This is a genomic window from Streptacidiphilus albus JL83 (assembly GCF_000744705.1).
In the GTDB taxonomy this organism is placed as follows: Bacteria; Actinomycetota; Actinomycetes; order Streptomycetales; family Streptomycetaceae; genus Streptacidiphilus; species Streptacidiphilus albus.
In genome coordinates this window covers 1102044-1124426 of the sequence record NZ_JQML01000001.1, presented here as the reverse complement: position 1 = coordinate 1124426, position 22383 = coordinate 1102044, and the positions used below count along the sequence as shown (strand labels likewise).

General features: G+C 68.9%; 20 protein-coding genes and 1 pseudogene. 9 read left to right on the top strand and 12 right to left on the bottom strand.

Annotation, left to right across the window (positions count from 1 at the left end):
- The first annotated feature begins 54 nt into the window (after nucleotides 1–54).
- From BS75_RS04850 to BS75_RS04835, 4 genes are read left to right on the top strand one after another with little or no spacing between them, the layout of a single operon-like run.
- Nucleotides 55–783, top strand: a complete 729-nt coding sequence (locus tag BS75_RS04850) for a TnsA-like heteromeric transposase endonuclease subunit (RefSeq protein ID WP_034087307.1) — start codon at nucleotides 55–57, stop codon at nucleotides 781–783.
- The gene (locus BS75_RS04845; protein ID WP_152646095.1) at nucleotides 776–2848 is read left to right on the top strand and encodes a Mu transposase C-terminal domain-containing protein; all 2073 of its coding nucleotides are present in this window, start codon (nucleotides 776–778) and stop codon (nucleotides 2846–2848) included. Before BS75_RS04850 ends, BS75_RS04845 begins: the two co-directional genes overlap by 8 nt.
- Nucleotides 2842–3912 carry an ATP-binding protein gene (locus BS75_RS04840; protein ID WP_034087306.1) on the top strand — a complete coding sequence of 357 codons (1071 nt, stop codon included), beginning with the start codon at nucleotides 2842–2844 and terminating at the stop codon, nucleotides 3910–3912. Before BS75_RS04845 ends, BS75_RS04840 begins: the two co-directional genes overlap by 7 nt.
- Complete coding sequence (locus BS75_RS04835; protein ID WP_034087305.1) at nucleotides 3896–4765, top strand: TniQ family protein; 870 nt, start codon at nucleotides 3896–3898, stop codon at nucleotides 4763–4765. The genes BS75_RS04840 and BS75_RS04835 overlap by 17 nt, the downstream gene beginning before the upstream one ends.
- On the opposite strand, the gene BS75_RS04830 is transcribed toward BS75_RS04835, so the two are convergent.
- Nucleotides 4766–5296, bottom strand: coding sequence for a hypothetical protein (locus BS75_RS04830; protein ID WP_034087304.1), 531 nt, complete (start codon nucleotides 5294–5296; stop codon nucleotides 4766–4768).
- A 354-nt stretch (nucleotides 5297–5650) separates the two neighbouring features.
- On the opposite strand from BS75_RS04830, the gene BS75_RS04825 reads away from it, so the two are divergent.
- Nucleotides 5651–6232: a GrpB family protein gene (locus tag BS75_RS04825; protein WP_034087303.1), complete on the top strand. Its 582-nt coding sequence runs from the start codon at nucleotides 5651–5653 to the stop codon at nucleotides 6230–6232.
- A gap of 996 nt (nucleotides 6233–7228) precedes the next feature.
- Nucleotides 7229–8023: a hypothetical protein gene (locus BS75_RS04820; RefSeq protein ID WP_152646094.1), complete on the top strand. Its 795-nt coding sequence runs from the start codon at nucleotides 7229–7231 to the stop codon at nucleotides 8021–8023.
- A 456-nt stretch (nucleotides 8024–8479) separates the two neighbouring features.
- Here the strand turns inward: BS75_RS04820 and BS75_RS52125 are convergent.
- A pseudogene (locus BS75_RS52125) lies at nucleotides 8480–8992 on the bottom strand (TnsA-like heteromeric transposase endonuclease subunit); the annotation flags it as partial.
- 213 nt (nucleotides 8993–9205) lie between these two features.
- On the opposite strand from BS75_RS52125, the gene BS75_RS51325 reads away from it, so the two are divergent.
- Nucleotides 9206–9337, top strand: coding sequence for a hypothetical protein (locus BS75_RS51325; protein ID WP_267970531.1), 132 nt, complete (start codon nucleotides 9206–9208; stop codon nucleotides 9335–9337).
- Between the two features lie 31 nt (nucleotides 9338–9368).
- On the opposite strand, the gene BS75_RS04815 is transcribed toward BS75_RS51325, so the two are convergent.
- Nucleotides 9369–10379, bottom strand: coding sequence for a TniQ family protein (locus BS75_RS04815; RefSeq protein ID WP_081982105.1), 1011 nt, complete (start codon nucleotides 10377–10379; stop codon nucleotides 9369–9371).
- Between the two features lie 79 nt (nucleotides 10380–10458).
- On the opposite strand from BS75_RS04815, the gene BS75_RS04810 reads away from it, so the two are divergent.
- Nucleotides 10459–10797, top strand: a complete 339-nt coding sequence (locus tag BS75_RS04810) for a hypothetical protein (protein ID WP_034087301.1) — start codon at nucleotides 10459–10461, stop codon at nucleotides 10795–10797.
- A gap of 537 nt (nucleotides 10798–11334) precedes the next feature.
- On the opposite strand, the gene BS75_RS04805 is transcribed toward BS75_RS04810, so the two are convergent.
- Together BS75_RS04805 and BS75_RS04800 are read right to left on the bottom strand one after the other, a co-directional pair.
- Entirely contained in the window at nucleotides 11335–12348 is a 1014-nt protein-coding gene (locus BS75_RS04805; RefSeq protein WP_081982104.1) for a TniB family NTP-binding protein, read from the bottom strand.
- Nucleotides 12342–13520: an integrase gene (locus BS75_RS04800; protein WP_331281400.1), complete on the bottom strand. Its 1179-nt coding sequence runs from the start codon at nucleotides 13518–13520 to the stop codon at nucleotides 12342–12344. The genes BS75_RS04805 and BS75_RS04800 overlap by 7 nt, the downstream gene beginning before the upstream one ends.
- Before the next feature lie 242 nt (nucleotides 13521–13762).
- On the opposite strand from BS75_RS04800, the gene BS75_RS04795 reads away from it, so the two are divergent.
- Nucleotides 13763–14089 carry a hypothetical protein gene (locus BS75_RS04795; protein WP_152646093.1) on the top strand — a complete coding sequence of 109 codons (327 nt, stop codon included), beginning with the start codon at nucleotides 13763–13765 and terminating at the stop codon, nucleotides 14087–14089.
- A 40-nt stretch (nucleotides 14090–14129) separates the two neighbouring features.
- On the opposite strand, the gene BS75_RS04790 is transcribed toward BS75_RS04795, so the two are convergent.
- From BS75_RS04790 to BS75_RS04760, 7 genes are all read right to left on the bottom strand, one after another.
- A complete protein-coding gene (locus BS75_RS04790) occupies nucleotides 14130–14546 on the bottom strand; it encodes a hypothetical protein (protein ID WP_034087300.1) in 417 nt (138 codons plus the stop codon).
- Entirely contained in the window at nucleotides 14543–16627 is a 2085-nt protein-coding gene (locus tag BS75_RS04785) for a hypothetical protein (RefSeq protein ID WP_034087299.1), read from the bottom strand. The genes BS75_RS04790 and BS75_RS04785 overlap by 4 nt, the downstream gene beginning before the upstream one ends.
- A complete protein-coding gene (locus BS75_RS04780; protein ID WP_034087298.1) occupies nucleotides 16624–18597 on the bottom strand; it encodes a hypothetical protein in 1974 nt (657 codons plus the stop codon). The genes BS75_RS04785 and BS75_RS04780 overlap by 4 nt, the downstream gene beginning before the upstream one ends.
- Entirely contained in the window at nucleotides 18594–20111 is a 1518-nt protein-coding gene (locus BS75_RS04775; RefSeq protein ID WP_231607679.1) for a site-specific integrase, read from the bottom strand. The genes BS75_RS04780 and BS75_RS04775 overlap by 4 nt, the downstream gene beginning before the upstream one ends.
- Nucleotides 20112–20143: 32 nt before the next feature.
- Nucleotides 20144–20587 (bottom strand): DUF4259 domain-containing protein, encoded by a 444-nt coding sequence (locus tag BS75_RS04770; RefSeq protein WP_034092415.1) that lies wholly within the window; start codon nucleotides 20585–20587, stop codon nucleotides 20144–20146.
- On the bottom strand, nucleotides 20476–21450 hold the full coding sequence (locus BS75_RS04765; RefSeq protein WP_174515076.1) for a helix-turn-helix domain-containing protein: 975 nt from the start codon (nucleotides 21448–21450) through the stop codon (nucleotides 20476–20478). The genes BS75_RS04770 and BS75_RS04765 overlap by 112 nt, the downstream gene beginning before the upstream one ends.
- A gap of 83 nt (nucleotides 21451–21533) precedes the next feature.
- Nucleotides 21534–22292, bottom strand: coding sequence for a TnsA-like heteromeric transposase endonuclease subunit (locus tag BS75_RS04760; protein ID WP_063771557.1), 759 nt, complete (start codon nucleotides 22290–22292; stop codon nucleotides 21534–21536).
- Nucleotides 22293–22383 lie beyond the last annotated feature (91 nt).

Below are 22383 nucleotides of genomic sequence, written 5' to 3'. Positions count from 1 at the left end.
CACTGCACCTGTCACGGTCGCTTCGACGCGTGTACGTGAGGGCCGGGGGTGTTGATGGACCTGGGGCTGGTCGATGTCGAGTGGGCCGATGCTGACGGCGGCGGCCTGCGACGGTCCGTTCTGGAGGAGGTTGCCCGGGTTGCCTTCGAGTCCGCGAGTCCGGTGCGGCGCTTTGCGTCGTACCGCGGACAGCGGCACTTCCCGGGCTGGTACTGGGCGGCGACCACGGCGTCGCTGGTGGGGTTCGAGTCCTGGCTGGAGCGGGACCGGCTGATGCTGCTCGACCATGACCAGCGCGTGGTGGGGCTGGCTTCGCAGCCGTTCCGGGTGACCTGGCAGGGGGCGACGCGCCGGATCTCGCACACGCCGGACTACTTCGTCCGGCTGGAGGACGGGTCGGGGCTGGTGGTCGATGTCCGGCCGGCGGACCGGGTGGGGCCGGAGGACGCGGTGAAGTTCTCGGCGACCGAGGCGATGTGCCAGGCGATGGGCTGCTGGTCGTATGCCCTGGTTCACGAGCCGGATCCGGTACGGATGGTCAACGTCCGCTGGCTGTCGGGCTATCGGCACCTGCGCAACCGGGTCGACGACGTGGCAGGGCGGCTCGGCGAGGTCTTCCGGGAGCCCCGGACGCTGGTGGACGGAGCCAAAGCGGCGGGCGATCCGCTGGCAGTGCTGCCCACGCTGTTCCATCTGCTGTGGTGCGGTGACCTGACCACGGAGCTGATGGTTCCGCTGAGCGACGTTTCCGTGATCGGCCGCGCGGAGGTGGGCCGTGGGTGAGCTGGCCCCCAGAGGGGTGCTGCGGGTCGGGGACCGGATTCGCTTCGACGGTCGGACCAAGCAGATCGTCGGGCTGGAGGGAACGGCTCTGAGGCTGGTCGGAGAGGAGGGGGACGTCAGCGTGCTCGCGGCCGGGCATGTGATGGCCGCCGACGACTTCGAACTCCTCGACCGGGGGCCGGACGCGGTGCCCGCGGTGACGCTGCCTCCGTTCGCGCTGATGGACGCCCTGCCCGAGGCCGTGGTCGAGCAGGCCCGGTTCTGGGAACGACATGTCGTGGAAGTCGTCACCGGTCTGCCCCCGGACGCGGAAGAGGGCACGCCTGCGCGTCCGGAGTACGACCCGGCCTGGCGAACGCTGGTGGAGCGGGAAGCCGCCAAGGTCGCCGAGCTGGCAGCCGCCGGGCAGCAGATCAGTCGGCGGACCTTCCTGCGGATGCGCCAGCGCTACGAGGCCGAGGGCCTGTGGGGTCTGGTGGACGGCCGCTCCCGCAAGCCTCCCGCGCCGGTCCCCGGCACCGGCCGGGTGGACGAGCGCGTGGTGGCAGCCGTCACCGAGGCCCTGGCCGGGCAGACGGACCTGTCCACCGGCGACCGCAAGCGGGTGATCATGCGGACCCAGCAGATCCTGGTCGGCCGGCACGGCGAGGACGAGGTGGACCTGCCGAAGCGGGCGACCTTCTACCGGCTCGTGAACAACCTCGCCCGGGGCAACGACCCGTTCGGATCGGCAACAGTCCGCCGCCAGCGGGCTCTTCGCCCGGCCGGGCCGTTCACCCCGTCCATGGCCACCCGGCCGGGGGAGATCGTGCAGGTCGACTCCACCCGGCTGGATGTGATGGCGGTACTGGACGACGGGGTCGTGGCCCGGCCGGAGCTGACGATCGCGGTCGATGTCACGACGCGCACGATCTGCGCGGCCCTGCTGAGGCCCGCGGGCACGAAAGGCGTCGACGCCGCGGTGCTGCTGGCGAAGATGCTGGTGCCGGAGCCGATGCGGCCGGGCTGGAGCCGGACGCTGGCGATGGCGGACTCGATCCTGCCGCACGAGCGGCTGGTGGCCGTGGACAGGCGATTGGAGCACGCCGCCGCCAAGCCGGTCATCGTGCCGGACACCATCGTCATCGACCACGGCAAGGTCTTCGTCTCCGAGACCTTCTCCTCGGCCTGTTCGCTGCTGGGGATCTCGCTCCAGTTCGCGCGCCCCCGGACACCGACGGACAAGGCGATCGTGGAGCGGACGTTCGCGTCGATCAACTCGCTGTTCTGCCAGTACGTCGCGGGCTACACCGGTTCCGACGTCACCCGTCGCGGCAGCGACCCGGCGACCGAGGCGCTCTGGACTCTCGCCCAGCTCCAGGATCTGCTGGACGAGTGGATCATCTGCTGGCAGCACCGCCCGCACGAGGGCCTTCGCAACCCCTACATGCCAGGGCGGACGCTGTCACCGAACGAGTCGTACGCGATCGCCGTCGCCCGCGCCGGCTACCTGCCCGTCGCGCTGTCGGCCGAGGACTACATCGAGCTGCTGCCCGTGGTCTGGCGGGCGGTCAACGACTACGGCGTCAAGGTCGACTACCGCACCTACGACAGCCCGGAGCTCAACCGGCTGCGGCGACAGCCTTCCGGCGTGACGGCCAAGCAGGACCTGTGGGAAGTGCACTACGACCCCTACGACGTCTCCCGCGTCTGGGTACGGCGAAGCGACACCCGGCGGTGGATCGAGGCCGCCTGGACGCATCTGCCTATGGTCCGGGCCCCGTTCGCCGACTTCACCTGGCGCCACGCGCGCCAGCTCCTGGCCGACCAGGGCCAGGACGACACCAGCGAGACCGCGATCGCCCGCGTCCTTGCGAAGCTTCTCCACCGGTCGGGGAAAGCGCCGGCCGGCTCCGAGCAGGTCATGGCCCGGACCCGGGCCGCCTTCGCGGCCACCTCGCGCCCCGAGCTTCCACCCGCACCGCAGACCGATATCGACGGCCCCGAAGCCGCTGATGAGGAGATGCCGGTCACCCCGTTCGGCGTCTTCAACCCCCTGGAAGAGGAAGGAAGGCCACTATGGTGACCCCGCCTGCCGCCCCCGACGACGAACACAACCCGCTGACCACCAAGGACGGCTGGAAGCGGTTCGTCGACGACACCCCCGCCTGCCCGCAGATGCTCTCGCTCGCAGCCTTCAAGGCCCTGAGCGAAGAGGACCTGATCGCTTACAACGAGCCCAGACTGGACTACCACTCCAGACTCGTGGTCGTGGCCACCCCCACAGTCCGCGACGTGTTCACCACCGGGCGAAGGCTAGTCCTGCTCAACCGGCACCAGATCTCCGGCCGCCGCGGACTGATCGTCACCGGCCAGGCCGGAACCGGGAAGACCACCGCCATCGCCCAACTGGGCCGCAACCACGAACTCCTGGTCCGCAAACGCCTCGGTCCAGCCGCTGCCGGGCGCCTGCCGGTCGTCTACGTCACCGTCCCACCCCGGGCCACCCCCAAGATGCTCGCCATCGAGTTCGCCCGGTTCCTGGGCATCCCAGTCTTCCGGCAGGAGACCCAGACCTCCATCACCAACGCGGTCTGCGACCTGCTGATCAAGATGCGCGTCGAACTCGCGCTGGTCGACGAGATCCACAACCTCAACCTCGCGACCCAGGCGGGAGCCGAAGCCTCCGACCAGCTCAAATACCTGTCCGAGCGGATCCCCGCCACCTTCGTACTGGCCGGGATCGACGTCGCCGCCAGCGGCCTGTTCAACGGGGTCCGCGGGCAGCAGATCGCCGGTCGCTACACCGTCACCGACACCGAGCCGTTCGCCTACGGCACCAGCGCACAGCGCCAGAACTGGCGCAACCTGGTCGCTTCCCTCGAAGAAGCCCTGAGGCTCCACCACCACAAGCCCGGCAGCCTGGTGAAACTCGACGGCTACCTCCACGAACGCACCGACGGCGCGATCGGCAGCCTCTCCCAACTGGTCCGCGGCGCCTCCATCGAGGCCATCATCAGCGGCAGCGAATCCATCACCCGCAAGACCCTCGACACCATCGAAGTCGACCAGACCGCCGAGAGCGCACGCGTCGAACGGCGCCGGGCCCGCAGACCCCGCCGCCGGAGGCCCGATGCCGACGCGGCGTGACCCGCTCCGCCCGCTGCCCCTCTCGCCCGGCCCCGTCCACGGCGAGACCATCGGCTCCTACCTGCACCGCCTGGCCGTCGCCAACAACCGCCCGGTCAGCGGCCTCGCCCAGCTCCTGGGGCCGCTTCCTTCGGAGTTCTCCCCGCTCAGCAACACCACCGCCGGCTGGACCACCCAGTCCCCAACCCGACTGGCCGTCCTTGCCGGACGCCCAACAGCCCGACTCGCCAGAGCCCTGCCCGCACTCGCGGACTTCCTCGACCCTCAACACTCGAAGACCCGGCCGGAGCAAGTGATCGGCCGTCCCTGTCACTGCTGCACGGCCCGCCGCAGCCCCTCAGCCTCCATGGTGATCATCCTCGCGCCTGCCCACCAGCACCTCTGCCCTCGTCACCGGCGCTGGACCAGGTCCACCCACGACATCCCGCTCACCCACCTGCCCGAGGTCCTCCAAGCCCAGCACCACCTCGACCGGCTCGCCCGCCGTCACGACCACCGCATCCAGCATGCCCTCGACCTGGCCTGGAAGATCATCGACGAGTGGTCCGCCGGCGGCATGCCACTCGACCTCGGGCGGGAATGGACCCGCCGCCTCGACCGCATCGAGCTCCACCCCGCCGGCACGAAGATCCCCTTCGAGGACCGCCATCGCCTGGCGTCCTTCCCCGAGACCGCGGTGCTGACGGACCTGATCCTCAACCCACCGACGGAGGTCGTCGATCCCAAGGAGCTCTACCTGGCCACAACGGCCGAGCTGAGCCGAAGATTCGCGCGGATCTACACCACCCGCGGCCGCCAGGACCCGCTCTACCAGCGCTTCTGCCGACCTCACACAGCCCGGGAAGCCGCCTGATCAGCCTTCGGACTCATGACGGGCCCGCTGCCACGCTTCCTCGAAGTCACCGGGTCCGATCTCCATGGACGCATACTGCGGATCACAAAGGTCGAACGGCGGGTTGAACGGCCAATCCTCAATGCCTGTCTTGACCGAACCACCGTCCGGGCCGATCTCAACCTGCCGCAACCGCCGTCCGTCCGGCCCGAGTTCCATCAAGAAGACCTCTCCTTCCTCGCCCTCCGGCCAGCGCAGGCACACACGGTTCCGTCCCGCCAGGACACCGAATCCCGGCTGGCCACGCTGGGCATCCCGCTGAGCGCGGAGGCTGGACAGCGGATTCGGGTCCGGATCGTCAAGACGGACCTCCTCCAAACCCCACGTCTCGGCACGTCTCACCACGTCCGGGTCCGCGATCACCTCAACCTCGGCGCAGGCACTGACGATCTCCTCCGCCGAGCCCGCCCACACCCACCACCACAGCCCCCCCATCCCATAGTCATGAAGGACCAGATAGCGCGTCTTCCCGACCTCACCCTGTTGGCTCACAGCCCGTGAGCCTACGTCGCCCCAGGCCCAGTCCAGATTCCCCCCGACTGCCTTGCCAAGACTGCGGCTCGCAGCCCCCGGATTCCGCAGAAGCCAGATGCACTGAGAATCCCGAGCCGAGTGTTCTCACTCGACCTGGCAACACCGCAGCTCGGCGCAAGATCCACAGACAAGCTCAACGCGACAGGACACCGGGACACGATATTGGAACCTGGCCATAGGGGCTGGAACCGGAACTCTCCCGGCATCGATCGCTGAGGTGTCTCGTCCGGCAGCCGAGCGAGGAGGAGGCGGGCGATCGACAAGCCTCGCCGTCGCCGTGCTGTCCCACCTCGGGCGGTAGAGTACGGAGCCGTGCCGTTTCCCGATGAGCCCAATCAGGTAGCAGTGGTCGAGTATCGACTGGAGTGGCCGGCGGAGTTCGAGCGGTTGGCCGGGCAGTTGAGAGCTGCCCTCGGTGACGTCGCAGTCGCTGTCGACCATGTGGGCTCCACCTCGGTGCCGGGCCTACCGGCCAAAGACTGCATCGACGTGCAGGTCCGGATGACGTCGATCGCCGAGACCCGGGACGTCAAACTGCTCGCCGCGATTGGCTTCCGCTGTCGACCTGAACCGTGGAATCACCACGAGGTCTCGGCAGGACAACGGTGCCGCAAGCTCGTTTTCGCGCCCCCCATCGGCGCGCGCCGCAGCAATGTCCACCTCCGGGAAAGCGTTGGCCCCAACGCCCGCTTTGCCCTGCTGTTCCGGGACTATCTACGCGCGGACGAGACCGCTCGTAAGGGCTGGGGCGCGTTCAAGCAAAGGCTGGCGCTGAGCGTTCCGGACCTCTTGGAAAATGGGCAGATCAAGGCCCCCGCTACCCAGGTTCTGATGGCTGGGGCCGAACGGTGGGCCGCCGAGACGGGTTGGCAGGTCCGGTTCCAACAAGAATGACAACTGACCGTTGGTTGCAGGAAGCCTGGCAAACCAGTTCCAACAAGCCTGTCGCGTATGCCCAGGACAGCCTGGTCACCACGTCTCTCCGGTTCCAACTACCGTGTCACGGCTCACTCGTCGAGGAACGGCAGTGGCCGCAGCGCAACGTGCGTACCCAACCGTTCCGGACCCCGCCAGGAAAGGCCTCGAACAACCGCCCATTCGTGTTGGTTTGCCTGAGCGGGGGTGAGTGCCGACGGGCGCGATGATGCGACGGAGGGGTCGGCCGCCCCGCCGTCCGCGGCACGCTATGGCTGACCCGGGGTGCCTCCGGTGCCGAGGTCGCGGAGCCGGAGAGGAATGTCGCAGGGGGCCTGCTCGCTCAACTCGAGCACATGGGCTACCAACGTAGGCCGCGCTCCTGGCCCGTGATGGCGCACCGACGAAACGCCATGTACCGCATCGACGCAACTCGGTTCCATGACTGGTGGTTGATCCCGATCAGAGGAGTTCCGTCTGTACGCAGATCTCGCACGACCGCCAGGCTTAACCCCGGTTTCTTGCCTTTCTGATAGACCGTCACGGCCAGGCCCACCGGGATCCAGCAGCAACCTGAAGGCCCTGGGGCACAGGCCTTGGAGATATCTCAGTGAACTCTGGGGTTTTCTCATATTGATATTCCACGGGCTGTCCGGCTCCGAATGAACTGCCGGCTGATATGGGCGCGCCGAGGCCCCATCTTCTTGTGGCGTGAAAGGTGGGATATCCGACGTGGAGATAATTCCCGGATGCGAGCACACTGGATTTTCGGCGAGGACACTTCCCGACCTGCCCTGGCCCTGACCAGCGGCATCACGTGATCAACGGGGCTTTGCAGCAACCCCTGGATCAGACGGCACGTCGCAGTCGTTCCGCACAAAAATATCCGCAATATCCACCGAGAGGTTCTTGATGTTCCGCCGCCAGTACATGACGTCTGCAGCGATAGCTGCGCTTGCCGGTTCCGCTCTTATGATGTCCGCAGCCCCCAGTGCATTTGCGGATGCCGGGAGCCCGAGCGCGCAGCGGGCCGCGCAGTTGGTGGAGAAGGCCACCGGTACTGCCGACCTGGCCCCCGATGCTCCCGTCGCCGGCAGTCCCGCCCGTGCGCTCACCGCCACCGCGGCGGGCACGGCGACCGTGACGGCTCCCGCCACCTCCGTCGGTGCGGTATCGGCCGGCCTGCCCACCGGTGGGACCCTGTCCCTGGGCCTGCCCGGCACGGCAGCGGTGACAGGTAGCAGGCAGGCAGACGGTACGGTCGTCTACCCGGACGCGGCCAAGGACGCCGACCTCGCTGTCCAGCCCACGAAGGAGGGCGGCGCCCGTACCTTGGTCACCCTCAAGGACTCCAGCGCGCCGACCACCTGGCGTTTCCCCCTGGCCCTCCCCGAGGGTGCCGCCGCCCAGCTGCAGGTCGACGGCAGCATCCTGGTCTCGCGGGGCGACGAGGTACTGGGGTCCTTCGACGCCCCGTGGGCCACGGACGCGGCGGGCAGACCGGTCCCGACCTCCTACCGGCTTGAGGGCGCCACGCTGGTTCAGACCGTGGAGGCGAACGCGGCCACGGCGTTCCCCGTCGTTGCCGACCCCTGGTGGAAGCCGACCAGTTGGCACGTCCCGAAGTTCGCCAAGTGCGTGGCCAAGAACAGCATGGGCGGGGCCGCAGCGGGGATCGTCGGCGGTGCCTTCGCAGGTGGGGTCGGCGCAGGTCCGGGTGGTTTCATCGGGGCTCTTGGGGGAGCCGCCAACGGGGCTGTGACATGTTGAGTTCATCTGATGGGAAGGAACCCGGGACTATGGCACGGCTACGCACATCACAGACAGGTACCGGGTGGGGCGTGGGCGCTGCCGTGGTCAGCGGAATCCTGGGGGGAGCCGCGATGACCCACATCGCAGACCCCGCTGAGGGGCTCGCGGCCGGAGCCGGGATCGGTCTGGCCATCGGCCTGGTCTGTTGGACCATCCGCAAAGTCCTGGGCCGGTCGCGCCGCTGAGCGCCCGCCTCCCCCACCTCTGACGTGAGCACGGAGACGCGGGCCGGTCGCTTCGATGCCACCGCTGCCTTGCCCGTCCGGCGCAGTACCACCGGACGGGCAAGGCAGCGGCCAGGCGCCGTCTGGAGCCGTCCGCGCGCCGCATCCCGGGCGCGTCGGCGGAGGAACAGGCACGGTGTCCCGCCCTCCCACCGGTCCAGGTCCCGGCGTTGTTGCTCGCGCACGGACAATGGTCCTGGAAGACCTCGACCAACCGCGCCGCCACCTCAGTGGGCTGCCCCGAACGCGCTCGCCGGTACCGCTTCAACCAGCGCACGTTCGCCATGAGCACCGGGTCAGGCGTGCCCACCCACTCGAACTCCCAACCCGCAGCCGCGCAGGCCCGCCCGGTTGCCGCGAAAGCCTCCCGCGTCCGCTTGTCCATACGCTCATCTGCACGGACGTCCACGACCCGGCCCCGGCCGTCGGCCAGCCGCACGAAGTAGTCCGGAGCATGCCGACGCTCCCTCTCACCGTCATGCCAGTGCAGCCAGAACGGCTGCGAGGAGATCCCCACCACGCGCGGATCACGATCCATCAGCGTCAACCGGTCCCGCTCCAGCCACGACTCGTAGCCCACGTGACCCTCCGTCGTCACGGAGTAGTACCAGCCGGGGAAGCTCTCATTCCCCTTGGCCCAATGGAACTCCCGAACCGGCTCGGCAGCCTCGAACCTCACGTTCCAACCCCGCCCCAGAGGCATCCGCCGAAGCTCACCCGACTCGAAGAACCCCAACTCGAACACCGACAACGCGGCATCGCCGAACGCATGCGCCGGTGCCCCCACCGTTCCCCCGGACCGCCAGCAACCCCACCCGGTCAAACTTCGATGGCAGGAACCTACTGGTGATCAAACTTCGATGGCAATCGGTGAAGGTTCGCTGTCACAGGACAGTCATCGGCTGTCCTGTCCCAGTTGATCTGGTCCGCGCTGGGTGTGCTGACCTGCGGCGACCAAATCGACTGGGACAGCAGCGGGGTTGAAATCCCACTGGATCTGGTTCGGCGGGTCCGTTTGGTGGTGCTCGTCCCGGTCGATCTGGTCTGAGCTGGATGCTCCGCGGTGTTGGGCGGCTGGGCTATGGACCGTAGCGCAGAGGGCCGGAGCGGATGGTCTGCCTCTTGCGCTTGGCACCGGCGCGAGGTGATGGCAGCACGGTCTCTTCGGGGAAGAGGGTGCTGAAGACACTCCACCTCCCACTTGAGGCTGCGAACTTGTGCGCCGAGACGTACCGATCTGTCCATTTGACCAGGGGATCCGTCCTGTCCTTCGGGAAATAGCCGAGAAGGATATCCCGGTAGGTGACCTCCTCGACCAGGTAGAGGATCGTGCTGGTCTGTGCGGTGTTGCGCTCCCAGCAGGAGCTGGCCATGAGGCCGGTGAGGGTGATGATCTGAGGGTGGAAGAGGATCGCCAGCGCCGTTTCAGCCGGTGCGGGTTCACCGTTCTGCCCGAGCAGGTGCTGCGAGCTGCGAGCGATGATGTTGAACGGATCGGCGGTCAGCTCCTGGATCCAGTGGAGAAAGATGGAGCGGGCGTCGGGAAAGGCATTCCGCACCCAGCGTCGGCCATGACGAGTGATCAGGTTGCGGTGGTGGCGCTGAGCGCGGGCAGTGCCCGGCAGGATGCTGACATCGACCTGGTCCTCCGCTCGCAGGCACTCGCCGCCAGTCCAGAGGTAGTGGCGCAGGCAGACGTTGCGTTCGTGCGTGCTCCAGCAGATGACCTCGGATCTGATGCCGGCGGCCTGGACGCAGCGGCGGCAGGCGGGGCGTTTCAAGCAGCGGGGCAAATCTCCTGGAAGTGGGCGGCCGAAGTGCCCTGGAGGGTCGTCTGGTGGCGTGCTGCTGAGCGGGACCTGCATGAACTCGGGGAGGGCGAGGTGCAGGCTGGGGGCCGGTTTGCCCATGGCGAGGGCGAGCGGTTCGAGGATCTCGATGACGGGGGTCTTCCTACCGATTCCGAGGTAGGCGCGGAGGTCTTCTCCGCTGAGGTAGTTGGCGGCAGCCAGCCGCCGAATCAGGGAGTTCAGGGTTTCGTCGTGGAAGAGGGGGACCGAGCAAGGCAACTGTCGGTGTGACCGAGGCATGGTGAGGGCTCCGATAGCGGTTCAGGATGGACGCTGCTCTGAGCGGGGCGGTTGTGGACGCTCGGGATACTGTTCCGCCGTGACCCTTGAAGCACTGCGCGACCACTTCCACTGGTTGGAATCGGTCGTCATCCGGACCGATCTGCAGCCCAGCGAGGCGGTCATCCAGCTGAGGTCGAAGAGTGCTGGTGCGACTCTGCGCCTCGTGGGTGTCTTGCATGCGAGAGCCGACTTCTCCGGCCCGGATTGCGATTTCGTGGACGAAGTCGTCGTGCGGGAGCTGCCCCAACATGGCCCGTGGCCAGCCGAGGCTCGCCATCTCCTGCAGCACCACAACAACCGCTGTGTGCTCCAGTGGCTGACCATCATTGGTCCGAGCGAGGTGGAGATCCTCGCCGAGGAGTTCAGCGACAACTAGCGTTTCCGCCGTTGCCTGGGCTGGCCGTCGTCGCGTCGTCGTTCCAGGCCGGCAGTCCGTCGGCAGTCGGAGGAACAGAGGATGCGCCGCTGGCCGGGGCGGACATTGGTTGGTGTCCCGCAGGTCCAGCAGGGCTGCTGGCGCTGAGCGGCGAGGGGAACGCGGGCCATGCGGACAAGCCTCAGGCAACGCGCCGAGCAGTAGACGGCTCTGCGGCCGAGGGCGCCTGTGGGTGGCATCGGGGTGCCGCACTTGCGGCAGTTCACGGTCTCCAGCAGCTGCCTGAGTAGATCCGGATCGCGGCCGGTCACCGCTGCCAGAGGCGTCCACGGGAGGACTTCTCGCCCGGGGCACTGGCGCAGGAACGACATGAGGAGCGGGAAAGGGAGGTGATTGGCCTGGGCCAGGCGGCTCGCGAAGGAGCGGAATCCCTCACCGGCTCGCGGCCGGACCTGGAAAGGCAGTTGGCGGACAGTCCCGCCGTGGAGGGTCATGAGTCTGGGTTCCGCTTCCGCTCTTGGGCCGCGCGATCGAGCTTCACTCTTGCAACGAGGCGCGGGTGATCTTCTCGGTGCCGTCCAGGATCGCGTCGATGGCGGCCCCTCGGATGAGGTGGGAGAGCGAGCCGATCATGCCGCCGGTGCGCTGGTGCAGGTAGTGGGCCAGTCCCTCCAGGGTGCCGGGCCGGTGCTTGTGCAATCGCAGGGCCTGTTCCAGGGTGGCGACCAGGCCGGTCCATTCGTCGGTGTGGGGGAAGGGGACGGTCTCGATCATCCCGAAGCGCCCGGCGATCTGGCGGCCCCGAGTGCCGTTGAACAGGCCGTTCGCCTCCAGATCGATTCCGGCATAGACGAAGGTGGCGGGGATGCGCTCGGAGAAGTACTTGAGCGTGTCGGAGACCTCCGCGCCGTTGCGGGTCGCCAGAGAGAAGTTGTGGAGCTCGTCGACGCAGACCGCGGTGACGCTCGCATCGATCAGCACCCCGCAGACGGCCTCGATGACGTCGGTGATGTTCGCGCGGGCGGTGACGGGCAGGCCGAGGAAGCGGGCGAACTCCACGGCGACCACGCGCGAGGTAGCGGCAGGTGGGACGGTGACGTAGACGACCGGGATCCGCCCTGCGACTCCGGGGTGTCGGCGCTGGTCGATGGCTTCGATGGTCTTGCCGAACTGGGTGAGCGCGGTCGTCTTGCCGGTGCCGGCCGGTCCGGACAGGATCAGGCCCCGGCGGGCGCTGATCGCATGCCGGTTCAGCAGGATCAGCCGCCGGCCGGTGAGGACGACCTGCCGCAGCGTCGAGGTCGCGGCGACGGTCAGCCGGGTGTGGTGGTCCAGCCGCACGTCGTCGTAGTCCGCTTGCTCGTCCGGAGTAAGGCTGGTCAGGATGGCGGCGGTCAGCAGTTCGGGTGGGACCGGGTCTTGTCGGGTGAAGTCGCGCCAGCCCTCCAGAGTGGTGAGGTAGCGCTGCAGGTCCGCCTGGTCCAGCGACTGGCGCCAGTCGGGCTGCTGGCGGTCGTCGGTCACGAGTGCGGGGTCGTGGGCGGTCACCATCGGGTGTCAGCCTCCTTGAAGGGGTCGAAGACGCCGAGCGGGATCACCTTCGCGACCGGCTCGTCCTGCGGGCCGGGCTCGCCCTGGCCGTCCGGGTCCGGCTCGATAGCTGCGGCTGGCTCGGGTCGAGGCGGACCAAGGTTCGGGTTCTGTGCGGCGGCCCGGGTCCGGCCGGCAACGCGGAGGTCCCGCTGCGACGGCCGGGGCGTCCGTGCCTTGCTCCCGTGGTCCGGGCCCTGGGCGGCCCGGACCAGCAGTGAGGAGACTGCCTGGGCGATCTCCGCCTCGGTGGGGTCGGGTAGGCCGCTGCGGCGTAGGTCGGCAGCGGCGTGGTCCCAGGCCAGGTCGCCGAACGGCTGTGGGACGCTGCCCAGGTGCTTCCAGGGGACGGGAAGCCAGCCGTTGCCGTCCCAGTGGCTGCGGACCCAGATCCAGCTGGCGTCATAGGGGTCCCGGTGGACTTCCCACAGGTTCCTCTTGAGGGTGATCCCGGAGGGCTGGCGGCGCAGGGGCCCGAGGTCGGTGCAGTCGTAGATCCGGTGGTTGATTTTGATGCCGTAGGAGTTGACGGCCCGCCAGGTCGCGGGCAGGAGCTCGACGTAGTCGTCGCCTGACAGGGCAAGGGGGACGTAGCCGGCGCTCTCGATGAGCCTCGCGTACTTCTCGTTCGGCGAGAAGGTCCGGCCGGGGGTGCCAGGGTCCCGCAGACCGTCGTGGCGGCGTGTTTGCCACTTCGCGATGATCCATTCGTCCAGGAACTCCTGGATCTCTTGCATTGACCACAGTGGTTCGTCCTCGGCCCGGCGGCCCCGGTGCTCGGCGGTGCGGCCCAGGTAGCCGGGCAGGAACTGGCAGAACATTGTGGCCACCGATTCCAGGGTCCGCTCGATGTGGGGCTTCTCCGCAGGTGAGCGGGGGTGGCAGGGCTGGAAGGTGATCTCCAGACTTCGGCAGGCGGCCCGGAAGTTGTCCGAGATGAACGCCTTGCCCCGGTCGCAGACGATCATCTCCGGGATGATCACCGGTCGGGCCGCGGCGTGCTCCAGCCGCTCGTCCAGCGTCAGCAGCCTGCGGTGCGGCAGCACCGAGCGGGACATCCGCAGTGCGTCGGCCCAGCCGGGCCGCATCGGTTCCGGCGTCAGCGCGCGGGCCAGCAGCAGGGAAGCGTCCACCGACTTCGTCGTCGGCCGCAGCACTGCGGCGACGATGGTCCGGGTGGCGATGTCGACCAGGCCGTTGTGGACGTAGTTCTGAGCTGACCGTTGACCGCAGGGCCCTGTGCGACAGTGGGGCCATGGCCCCCAGCGAGATCAGTGACGAGTTGAGTACTGCGGTTCAGGATGCCGACTCCGCGTCGTGGTCCGTCAGGGTGGCTGCTGGGCGGCGACTGGCTGTCGACGCGGAGGCTCCTGGGATGGCTGAGATCCTGCAGCAACTCCTGCTGGACCTTCACGACACCGGCGTCACCCAGGGGACAGCCAATGCTCTTCTGCAGCGTCAGGACAGTTATGGGTTGCGCTTGGTCCTGGCCGCATTTGCCCGTTCCCGGGAGCCGTCGTTTCCGGAGCCCTCAACCGTGGATCATCTCTACTCGGCGATCATGGGCGATCTCCGCTGGATGACCGAGACCGGCGAGAGCCAGCTGGTCTCGCAGTTGGAGGAGCTGACACTGGACGCGGACGATGCCGTTCGAGTGGAAGCGCGTAAACTCCTCAGTCCGTCCCGCGGGTTCAACAAGTAGCGGCAGTTTCAGCAGGACCTGTCGTCGTCACAGGGGATCGTCATCGGTGGCCAGGGTGGCTGGCTCGGTTGATGTGGGTGACGTCGCTGATGGCTTCCAGGGCTTCGCGCAGACGGGCGTTGTCGACGGCCAGTCGCTGGATCTGGGCGGCTGCGAACTGGAGGTTTTCGTTCAGCATCCGGTTGGCGCGGCGGAGTTTGGCGTTTCGGGCGGCGAGGACTTCGTAGGGGCTGGGCCGCATCTCGGCCGTGGGGCAGGGTGACGGCCTGGAGCGGGCGGCGGAGACTTCCTTGGCCAGGTCGGGGAAGTGTCGGCGGAAGGTGGTGTTGCTCAGGTCGAACTTCGCTGCCAGGGCCAGGACGCTGGGGCGGGTGCCGTTGTCGTGGCACTCGTTGACGTACTGGTCCAGGACGCGGCGGACGTGTGGCTCGGCGGGGACGTCGGCGGGGCGGCTCACGCGGACTCCTGGGTGGTGGTGTTCTCCGTCAGGAATGCGGTGATCTCGGTGCGGCGGGCTTCCAGTCGGTGCCGTAGGAGTGGTGGCAGGGTCGGGCGGGTGGCCAGGCGGCGGGTGATGCGGTCGATCTCGCGTTGCCAGGCGGCGGTGTTCTCGGGAGTGAGGGCGACGTTTCGGCAGGCCAGGGGCTTGCAGCCGCCGTGGTCGGGGAGTCCTTCGCTGCGGCGGTGGCGGGCGCGTTCACACAGGGCCTTGGCGTGGTCGTGGACGCAGGTGATGTACTGGCCGGGATAGACGGCCGGGTCGTGCTTGGCCATGAGTCGCCGCAGCCGGTTGTCGTCCAGGACGACGGTGCCCTGGAAGCGGGCGCGTTCGCCGAGGCTCTCCAGGCGGCGGGCGGCCTCCTCGGCTGCGGGGCCGGTGAGCTGGGTGTGCTCGTGGGCGTCGATCGCGGCCATGAGGTGCTCGCCGCGGGCCAGGGCCTGCTCGCTCTCGACTTCGGCGCGGAATCCCGACTCGCTGGTGCCTGCGTATCCTTCGAAAACCTGGATGCAGTGGTGCCGATAGGCCAGGGCGCCGGCGATGACGCCGCCGGGACGGCGTGCGATGAACCAGGCCAATGTGCGCCTGAACTGGCTGTTTTTCAGGTGGAAGGGCTGCTGGTTGACCAGGGGGATGCCGTCGGTGCGGCTGTGGCGGCGGCAGTAGTCGTTGACCCAGGTGGCGAAGGCGTTCAGGCGGGCGTTGGTGGTCCCACTGGTCAGGACCTGGCTGATGGCGTCGGGCTTGACGCCGGGGCTGTGCTCCAGGCGGGCGAAGAGGTAGTCGGTGCCGGGTGGTTGCAGCCGTTCGAGGATGGCGATGGCCCGGGCTGCGGGTTCGCCGATGTTCCAGGTGGCCGGGACGCCGGCGGGGTCGTCCTCGGCCTTGAAGGCCAGGCTGTGCATCTTCCAGCGGTAGGTGGTGCCGTCCGCGTCGCGTTCGGTTGTAAGGTTGCCGCGCTTCAGGTGCTTGATCTCGCTGTCGCGAGCGCCTGAGAGGAAGGCAAGGACCAGGTAGCAGGCGTCCTGCAGCAGGCGGGCGAGTGCGGCGAGGCTGTCGCGTTCGGTGTGGTCGGCCAGGATCACCGCGATCCACGGCTCGCCGTCGAGCCGGGCGAGGATCGGTTCGTCGCTGATCGTCTGGGGAGTGGTCCCCACGATGGCGGCGGCCTGGTCGATCATGTGCCCGTAGCGGGCGAGGGAGATCCGGTTGCGGCCCAGCGCGTCCGCGATCGCGGTCGTGCTGGTCTTGCCTCGCCAGGCGGGAAGCGGTTCTCCTGCCGCGATGCGCTCGTCCAGCCAGGCTCGCAGCAGAATCTGCAGGTGGCCGTATGTGTGGAGTTCCGTCGATGACGGGGGCGGGGTTCGCCATTGACGGTCCGCGGCGACGATGTCGGTGGAGAACTCGTCGATGAATCGCATCGCCCAGACGAACAGCGGACCGAGGACTTCTTCCGGGATGCGGGCGGTGGCGTTCTCGTAGGCGCCGTGGGTCGGCTCGGTCCAGCCGTCGATGTGCTTCGGATCGAACCGCAGAGCTCCCGAGGGAAGGACGTCTCGCCAGAGCCAGAATTTGCGCACTCCGGCGCGGGCGCCCTGCCGGGCGCCGGAAGTCGGCAGGGTCTTGACCAGGAAGCGCTGGAAGTCCTCAAGGTCGTTGCCGGTCAGGGCGTCCAGGCGCGGAGCGCGGTCGGCCGCCCAGCGCAGGAACCGGACGTACTGGGTGAAGGCGGTGCGGACGGTGCCGACCGCCGGCCGGGTCTCGGCCGCCGGGACGGTTCCCGAGAGCATCGCGTAGCACAGTTCCTTGGCGACCTGCCGGTGAGCGGCGGGGATCAGGGTGAAGTCGAGGATGAACCGGCGCTCGTGCTTCTTGAGCATCGCCTGGCCCAGGTTCCAGACGTCGTCGCTGAAGCGCGAGGTTTCCTCCAACGCCCAACCCGCGCGCAGACGTCGGCCATGGAAGACGAACGGATCGCTTCCGTCGGCCCGGGGCTGTGGGGAGGCGGGGGCGGGCAGGACCCGCAGGGCTGTGGTCATGGCAGTTCCCAGGGGTTCTCGACCAGGTCCAGGAGCGCGTCGTGCGGTTTGTCGGCCTGGGCGTGTTGGAGTTCGGCGGGGGTGAATTTCGCGAGGATGTCCTGGCGGACGGCGACCCAGGCCGGCCCGTAGCGTGGCCACCAGACGTCTTCGGGCAGTTCGCGGCGGCGCTGCGTCAGCGCGTCGAGCAGAGCCAGAAGGCGCGGCAGGTGGTCGCGGGTGACCAGGCAGTTGCCGCAGTGGAAGCAGGCGAGGAAGGTGACCTGGCACGTTTCCCCGGTGAGGGGGTGCTGGTCGAGGTCGACGCAGGCCGTCCAGCCGGTGTCCAGTTCCCCGTCGGCGACCTGGCGGGCGGTTTCGGGATCGAGGCCGCTTGTCTCCATGACTGTGGTGTCGACGGGTCCGGGCAGGACGCGTGGGCCTCCGCCGGCGGCCTGGACTGCTCGCTCGTGCGCCTGACGTGCGGCCTGTTCGGCATCCAGGAGGGCCTCGCCGAGGACTTCCTCCGCCCAAGCGGTGATCACCGGGTCGCCGCTGAGGTAGTTCCGGAACAGGACCGGCATGCTGTTGGACTTGGCGGCCGAGGGCAGGTGACCGCCCATTCGCTTCGTGCGCCGCACCTCCATGCTCGTCTTGATCCGGTTGAAGCTGACCTGAAGCGGCAGCCCCCCGGTGGGCTCCGTCGGTGACGGACTGTCAGGCCCGACAGCAGCGGGCTGGGGGTCGGCCAGCAGTGGTCGGAGCCGGTTCGCCGCCCAGGCGGTGGGCAGGATCGCGGTGCAGCTCAACGAGTCCTGGAACGGGGCGATGTAGTCGTCGGCGGCTCCGAGCCTGGCCGCTTGGCCGTCGCGCCAGACGCACCACAGGTGCGGCGAGCCGCATCGCTCGCGGCTGCGGGCGGTCAGCTCCAGCATCAGCAGGTAGAACCCGCCCGGGGTGTGCAGTTCACGACCCGGTGCCCCGATCTCCCAGGTCACGGTCTCGAACCAGCGCCGCGCACCGCGGCGTCGTTTGACGATGACCAGCTCGACCGCACGGTCCTCCAGCACCCGGTGCCGGACCGGCAGCTCTTTGATCGTCTCTCCGTTGCGCTCCGAGAGTGCGGCGGCGAGCATCATCAGCGGCGCCAGGTCCCGCAGCGTCAGGAACAGGTTCCCCGCCAACTCCCGGCGGTCCGAGGAGAACGGATGGGGCTCGGCTCCCGGCGGTGGCGGCAGCTGTCCGGGGGCGGCCATCCATTCCAGTGCCTGCCCCAACCCCTGGTCCTGCTCGTTCAGCGCCCCGGGGTCGGCCCGATAGCGCCGGAGCAGGCCCTCGCCCGCCCGGACGCGGTCGCGGATCTTGGCGGCGTCCGCCCGCAGCGCGGCCAGGAGTCGGGCAAGTTCTCCATCGGAGAAACCCGTGGTCAGCCGCTTGGTGCCGATCCCGGACGGCGAGGGGCCGGTGCCGGTGGCCGGGGCCTTCGCGTCACGGGGCGCGGGCAGGCGCCGCTGGATGTGGTCCAGGACCTCGGTGGAGACCCGGTCGCGCAACGCGGGCAGGGCGAACAGCAGCCTGACCTCGTTCATGTCGTGCAGGGCCGTGGTCGGCGTGGTCTTGGCCCGGTGGTCGTAGAAGGCTTGCAGATGCGCGGGAGTGAGCTGGGCCGGGTCGAGCGGGGGCTGCGGCAGTGATCCCAGAAACCGCACCAGGCGGCCCAGTGATCCCCAGCCGGTGGTCGCGGCGGAGAAGGTGCGAAGGCCGCCGTCGGGCCCGGTGCGCTGGGCAACCGCTGCGGCCAGGGTCTGATGCCAGCCGGGCAGCGGCAGCTTGGAGACGTCGAAGACCCGGCGGCGGTCGTCGTCGCCGTGGAAGGCCACCAGCAGTCGCCCGTCCGGCAGTTCGCGCACCGGCGCTGGCGGCTCGTAGCCGTGCTCCGGCAGAGCGGAGGGCCGGCCGGGGCCGGTGCTGCCGCGTCCCTGCCGGTTCATCCGGCCGCCCCGACCACGCTGACCGGCGGTGTGTCGTCGCCGATCCGCTGGATCGGGGTGTCCCTGGGGTCCTCCCAGGTGTCGGGGACCAGCGCCATCCGGGTCTCCATCTCCAGTTCTTGCAGGGCGTGTAGGTAAATGGCCGTGGTCAGGACTGACCGGTGGCCCAATCTGCGGCGGACCCAGTCCAACGGGTCCCCGAAGATCCGGGTGTAGTGGCCGCGCTGGGCCGGGTCAAGGCTGGCCAGCGCCGCGATGTGGCCGCGCTGCAGCTGTTCGAGGGTCACCACGGCGAACCCGTGACGCAGCAGGTGGGCGTGGCAGGTCAGCGCCACCCCGTGGTCGCGGCAGCGCTGGTTGGCGTCCGCGAAGACGCTCTTCCAGGTCGACACCGCCAGCGGCTGCCCGTCCTCGCCGAGCCAGAACATCGCCGGCTCCAGGCCGTCCGCGCTCTCCACCAGCAGCCGTCGCCGTTCCATCGGCTTGAGCTCGCGCAGGTTCACCCTCCGCCGCTCGACACTTCCCACGGTCCGCACCAGGTGGGGTCGTGACGGGTCGTCGACCACCAGTGGTCTGCGCCAGCGGTCGTAGCGCCCGGCGGCACGGGCGTCCTGGACGACCTCGGCCCGGTCCAGGTCCGCGTAGGCCGCCAGGTCGCGCACCACGCTGTGCGGGACGTAGACCCAGCGCGCGGAGAAGTACTTCGCGATCGCCCCCGGCAACCAGAACCGCTGGTAGCCACCCGCCCCCACCTGCAACTGCATCTCCGTCGCGGTCAGACTCGCCTGCTCGGACAACCGCATCCCGGTGCGGGCCATCAGGTCGGTGAACGTCGCATTGCGCGCCGACCAGCGGCCCTTGAACCGGCCCGAGGGCAGGCCGTCGGGCCCGTAGCCGCGCAGGCCCACGTCCCGCCAGAGCCGGTAGGACGCCGGCGGGAGCCACTCGATGCGCTCGCCGCCCTCGTCGTGCGCGTAGGTCGCCGGAACCGTGCCCTCGGCGCGGGCTGCCTGCAGTGTGCCCAGCGGCGCCGGCCTGCGGGAGCGGTGCGGGATCGGGACCGCTCCGATCTGGCCCTGCCGCACGGCCCACTCGAAGAACTGGTTGACGTGCGAGACCTCCTGGCTCCACGTCCCGCCCGCCACCCTGGGCCCGGCCGGGTCCCGGCGCCGCCACTGATGGAACGCCAGATGGTCGCCCTCAGTGGCGTGCCGCCACGACTTCCCGCCCCGCGCGCCGTGCAGGAAGTTCAAGAACCCCGCCAGTGCCCGGGCCCGGTTGGCGTTGCTGTTCCACGGCGCGTCGATCAGGTTCACCCGATGGAAGTACGAGTTGAGCACCACGTCGTACTCGTATCGAGGCGACAGCAGGAACGGCAGCCCATCGGGCAGCCCGGCCTCGTCGAGCCACGGTGTCAGCTCTTCGGGCAGGTCACGAAGCCAGGGCAGCATTGCAGCGGGCCGGGCGACATCGCGGCTGGTGTAGTGCACCGTCCACGCAGATCTCTGCTTCACTGGCGCAACATACGCGGTCAGTGACCGACCGCTCACAATTTAGACTCGAACAGCACGTCTTCGGGCGGCTGAATCTGAGGATCAAGGATCTCTCGGAGGCGGTCGATGCTCTGCCGCCATCGCAGACCATCGCTGGCCTCGGCCCAGAGCTCCGCAAGTTCGGAGTGCTCCGCGAGGACTCGATTCAGGGCCTCGACTGCGAGCATCCGCAGATCGGCAGGGAAAGCCGAGACGGGATCCTTGGCACCGTAACCTGGGCTGACAGGCTCGCCTCCGGAGCACTGCGCGGCGATCAGAGCAGCCGCGGCTACGGCTTCGGCTCCTTCGCTGCCATCGAGGTAGGCCTTGGTGTCAGTTGCGCGCATCAGTGCGCTGCGGACGAAGCCCTCACATTCGTCGCCTGCGGTCTTGCCCAAGGTGTAGGAGAAGTCCGCGGCGGTGTCGTTGTCGAAGGGGCCGATGTCCCAGGTGCCCATGATGGTTCTCCTGATGTCGATGTCCAGGCATCGTGCCAGGACCCACCGACAGCCCGGTCACTGACCAAGCGCACACAAAGACCGCATAGCTCGACCCGGCCCGGCACCCCCTCGTCCAGCCGCACCAGCACGTCCAGCGGGGTCGAGTCGATCTGCATCAGCTCGCCCGGCGCCGTGACCTGCTCGTAGCGGAACGGACCCTCCGGCTGGTCGGCCAGCGACCGGCGGGTGCGGGCAGACCCGGTCACGTGGACCCCGCCCGACAACTTGCCGAACAGCCGGTAGAACGTGGTCCGCGCCGGCATCGCCACCACGCCCTCGCCGTGCTCGGCGGCCAGGATCCGCTCCGTCCGCCACCGGGCGTGCTCGATCGTGCGGGTGGAGGCGTTCACGCTCTCGGCGATGGCCTGCCGCACCGCCTCCACGACCCGTTGATCCACCTTCCCTGCCACGGTCGTGTGCGGGACCAGGCGATGATCCGCCAGGGCCTCGACGCCGCCGCTCTCGTAGCGTTGCCGCATCCGCTTGACCGTCCGCGGGCTGACCTCTTCGCCCAGCGCGACCAGTTCGACCGCCTTCGCCCGCTCGCGTTCCGCCAGCGACCGGCAGGACGGGTCGTACTCGGGCCGGGGCCGGACACCTGCGGGTGCGTCCGGAACCAGCCCGGTCAGCACCTCGACCATGTGCCGCTGCCACCAGAGCGCCCGCTCCGCCACCTCCTTCGGCAGGTGCCCAACGAGTGCGGATGAGCCCAGCCGGACCGGCCCCCGGCTCTCCAGCACCGCGAAGTCCACTGCCGACTGCAGATGCACCTGGTCGACCAGCATGCCGCCGCCGTGCTCGTCGGCCAGGCGGACCCTCATTCCGGTCAGTCCGACCACCGTGTGAACGCTGCCCTCGAACCGGATCCGGTCCCCCAGCCGGAGCCTCCCCGGCCTTGCCGACCTCACGTCCGCCGCCTTCCAGTGACGCAGACCAAGCTGCCGGCCCCCAGCGGGGCCGATGCCAGATCCACCATCAGTTCCTGCCGCCACAAAAGGTGGTAGAGCACGGGCAGGACCGCGATCCGGTCCCCGACCAGCTCTGCACCGGCAAACAGCGCCCGCGGGACCGCGAACACCTCCCGCAGGGCCTCAGCCGGCTCCACCCGATGACAACGGGAGTGCCGGTACCGCGCCAGCCAGCGCAGGTTCGACCGAAAGGGCTCACCCAGCTCCCCGACCAGTCGAAACTGCCAGCCCACCGCCTCACAGACCCGCCCTGTGAACGCGAAGACCGTCGCCGACTCCTCGTCCACCAATGCCCCCGGGCGGACATCGACGACCACCCCGCTGCCATCGGCCAGGCGCGCGAAGTAGTCCGGGGTATGCCCGTGCTCCCGCCCGTCCTGATTCCACGCGAGCCGGAAGGGCTGCGACGCCATCCCTTCGACCGACGGCTCGAAGTCCAACGCCATCACCGCATCCCGCTCCACCCAGGACTCGTAGCCCACCAGAGCCCTCGACGTCGCAGCCCAGTACTCGCCCGTGAAGTTCCGCTGCCCCTTGAACGCAACGAACCTTCTCGCTGGGCGAGCCATCTCGAAGGGCTCGTTCCACAAGCCCGCGAGCGAACCCGACCGGACGGCGCCTTCGGCGTCGACGAACGAGATGCCGACATCCGACACGTCACCCCCGACCTGGGGGACTCTCAGGGGCTCGCCCACGAACACCTCCGCACCCTCAGCCTGCTGCTGCGAGCTTGAAGCTTCGCGACCGCCTGCCGCCGGTCAAACGAAGGGACCTTCACCAGATCGA

What these genes read in the sequence shown, in the direction of transcription:
- BS75_RS04780 (WP_034087298.1), bottom strand. Translation starts at nt 18,597, where the DNA reads ATGAACCGGCAGGGACGCGGCAGCACCGGCCCCGGCCGGCCCTCCGCT.
- BS75_RS04820 (WP_152646094.1), top strand. Translation starts at nt 7,229, where the DNA reads ATGTCCGCAGCCCCCAGTGCATTTGCGGATGCCGGGAGCCCGAGCGCG.
- BS75_RS04795 (WP_152646093.1), top strand. Translation starts at nt 13,763, where the DNA reads ATGGCTGAGATCCTGCAGCAACTCCTGCTGGACCTTCACGACACCGGC.
- BS75_RS04850 (WP_034087307.1), top strand. Translation starts at nt 55, where the DNA reads ATGGACCTGGGGCTGGTCGATGTCGAGTGGGCCGATGCTGACGGCGGC.
- BS75_RS04770 (WP_034092415.1), bottom strand. Translation starts at nt 20,587, where the DNA reads ATGGGCACCTGGGACATCGGCCCCTTCGACAACGACACCGCCGCGGAC.
- BS75_RS04805 (WP_081982104.1), bottom strand. Translation starts at nt 12,348, where the DNA reads ATGGTGACCGCCCACGACCCCGCACTCGTGACCGACGACCGCCAGCAG.
- BS75_RS04765 (WP_174515076.1), bottom strand. Translation starts at nt 21,450, where the DNA reads ATGAGGGTCCGCCTGGCCGACGAGCACGGCGGCGGCATGCTGGTCGAC.
- BS75_RS04785 (WP_034087299.1), bottom strand. Translation starts at nt 16,627, where the DNA reads ATGACCACAGCCCTGCGGGTCCTGCCCGCCCCCGCCTCCCCACAGCCC.
- BS75_RS04840 (WP_034087306.1), top strand. Translation starts at nt 2,842, where the DNA reads ATGGTGACCCCGCCTGCCGCCCCCGACGACGAACACAACCCGCTGACC.
- BS75_RS04835 (WP_034087305.1), top strand. Translation starts at nt 3,896, where the DNA reads ATGCCGACGCGGCGTGACCCGCTCCGCCCGCTGCCCCTCTCGCCCGGC.
- BS75_RS04815 (WP_081982105.1), bottom strand. Translation starts at nt 10,379, where the DNA reads ATGCCTCGGTCACACCGACAGTTGCCTTGCTCGGTCCCCCTCTTCCAC.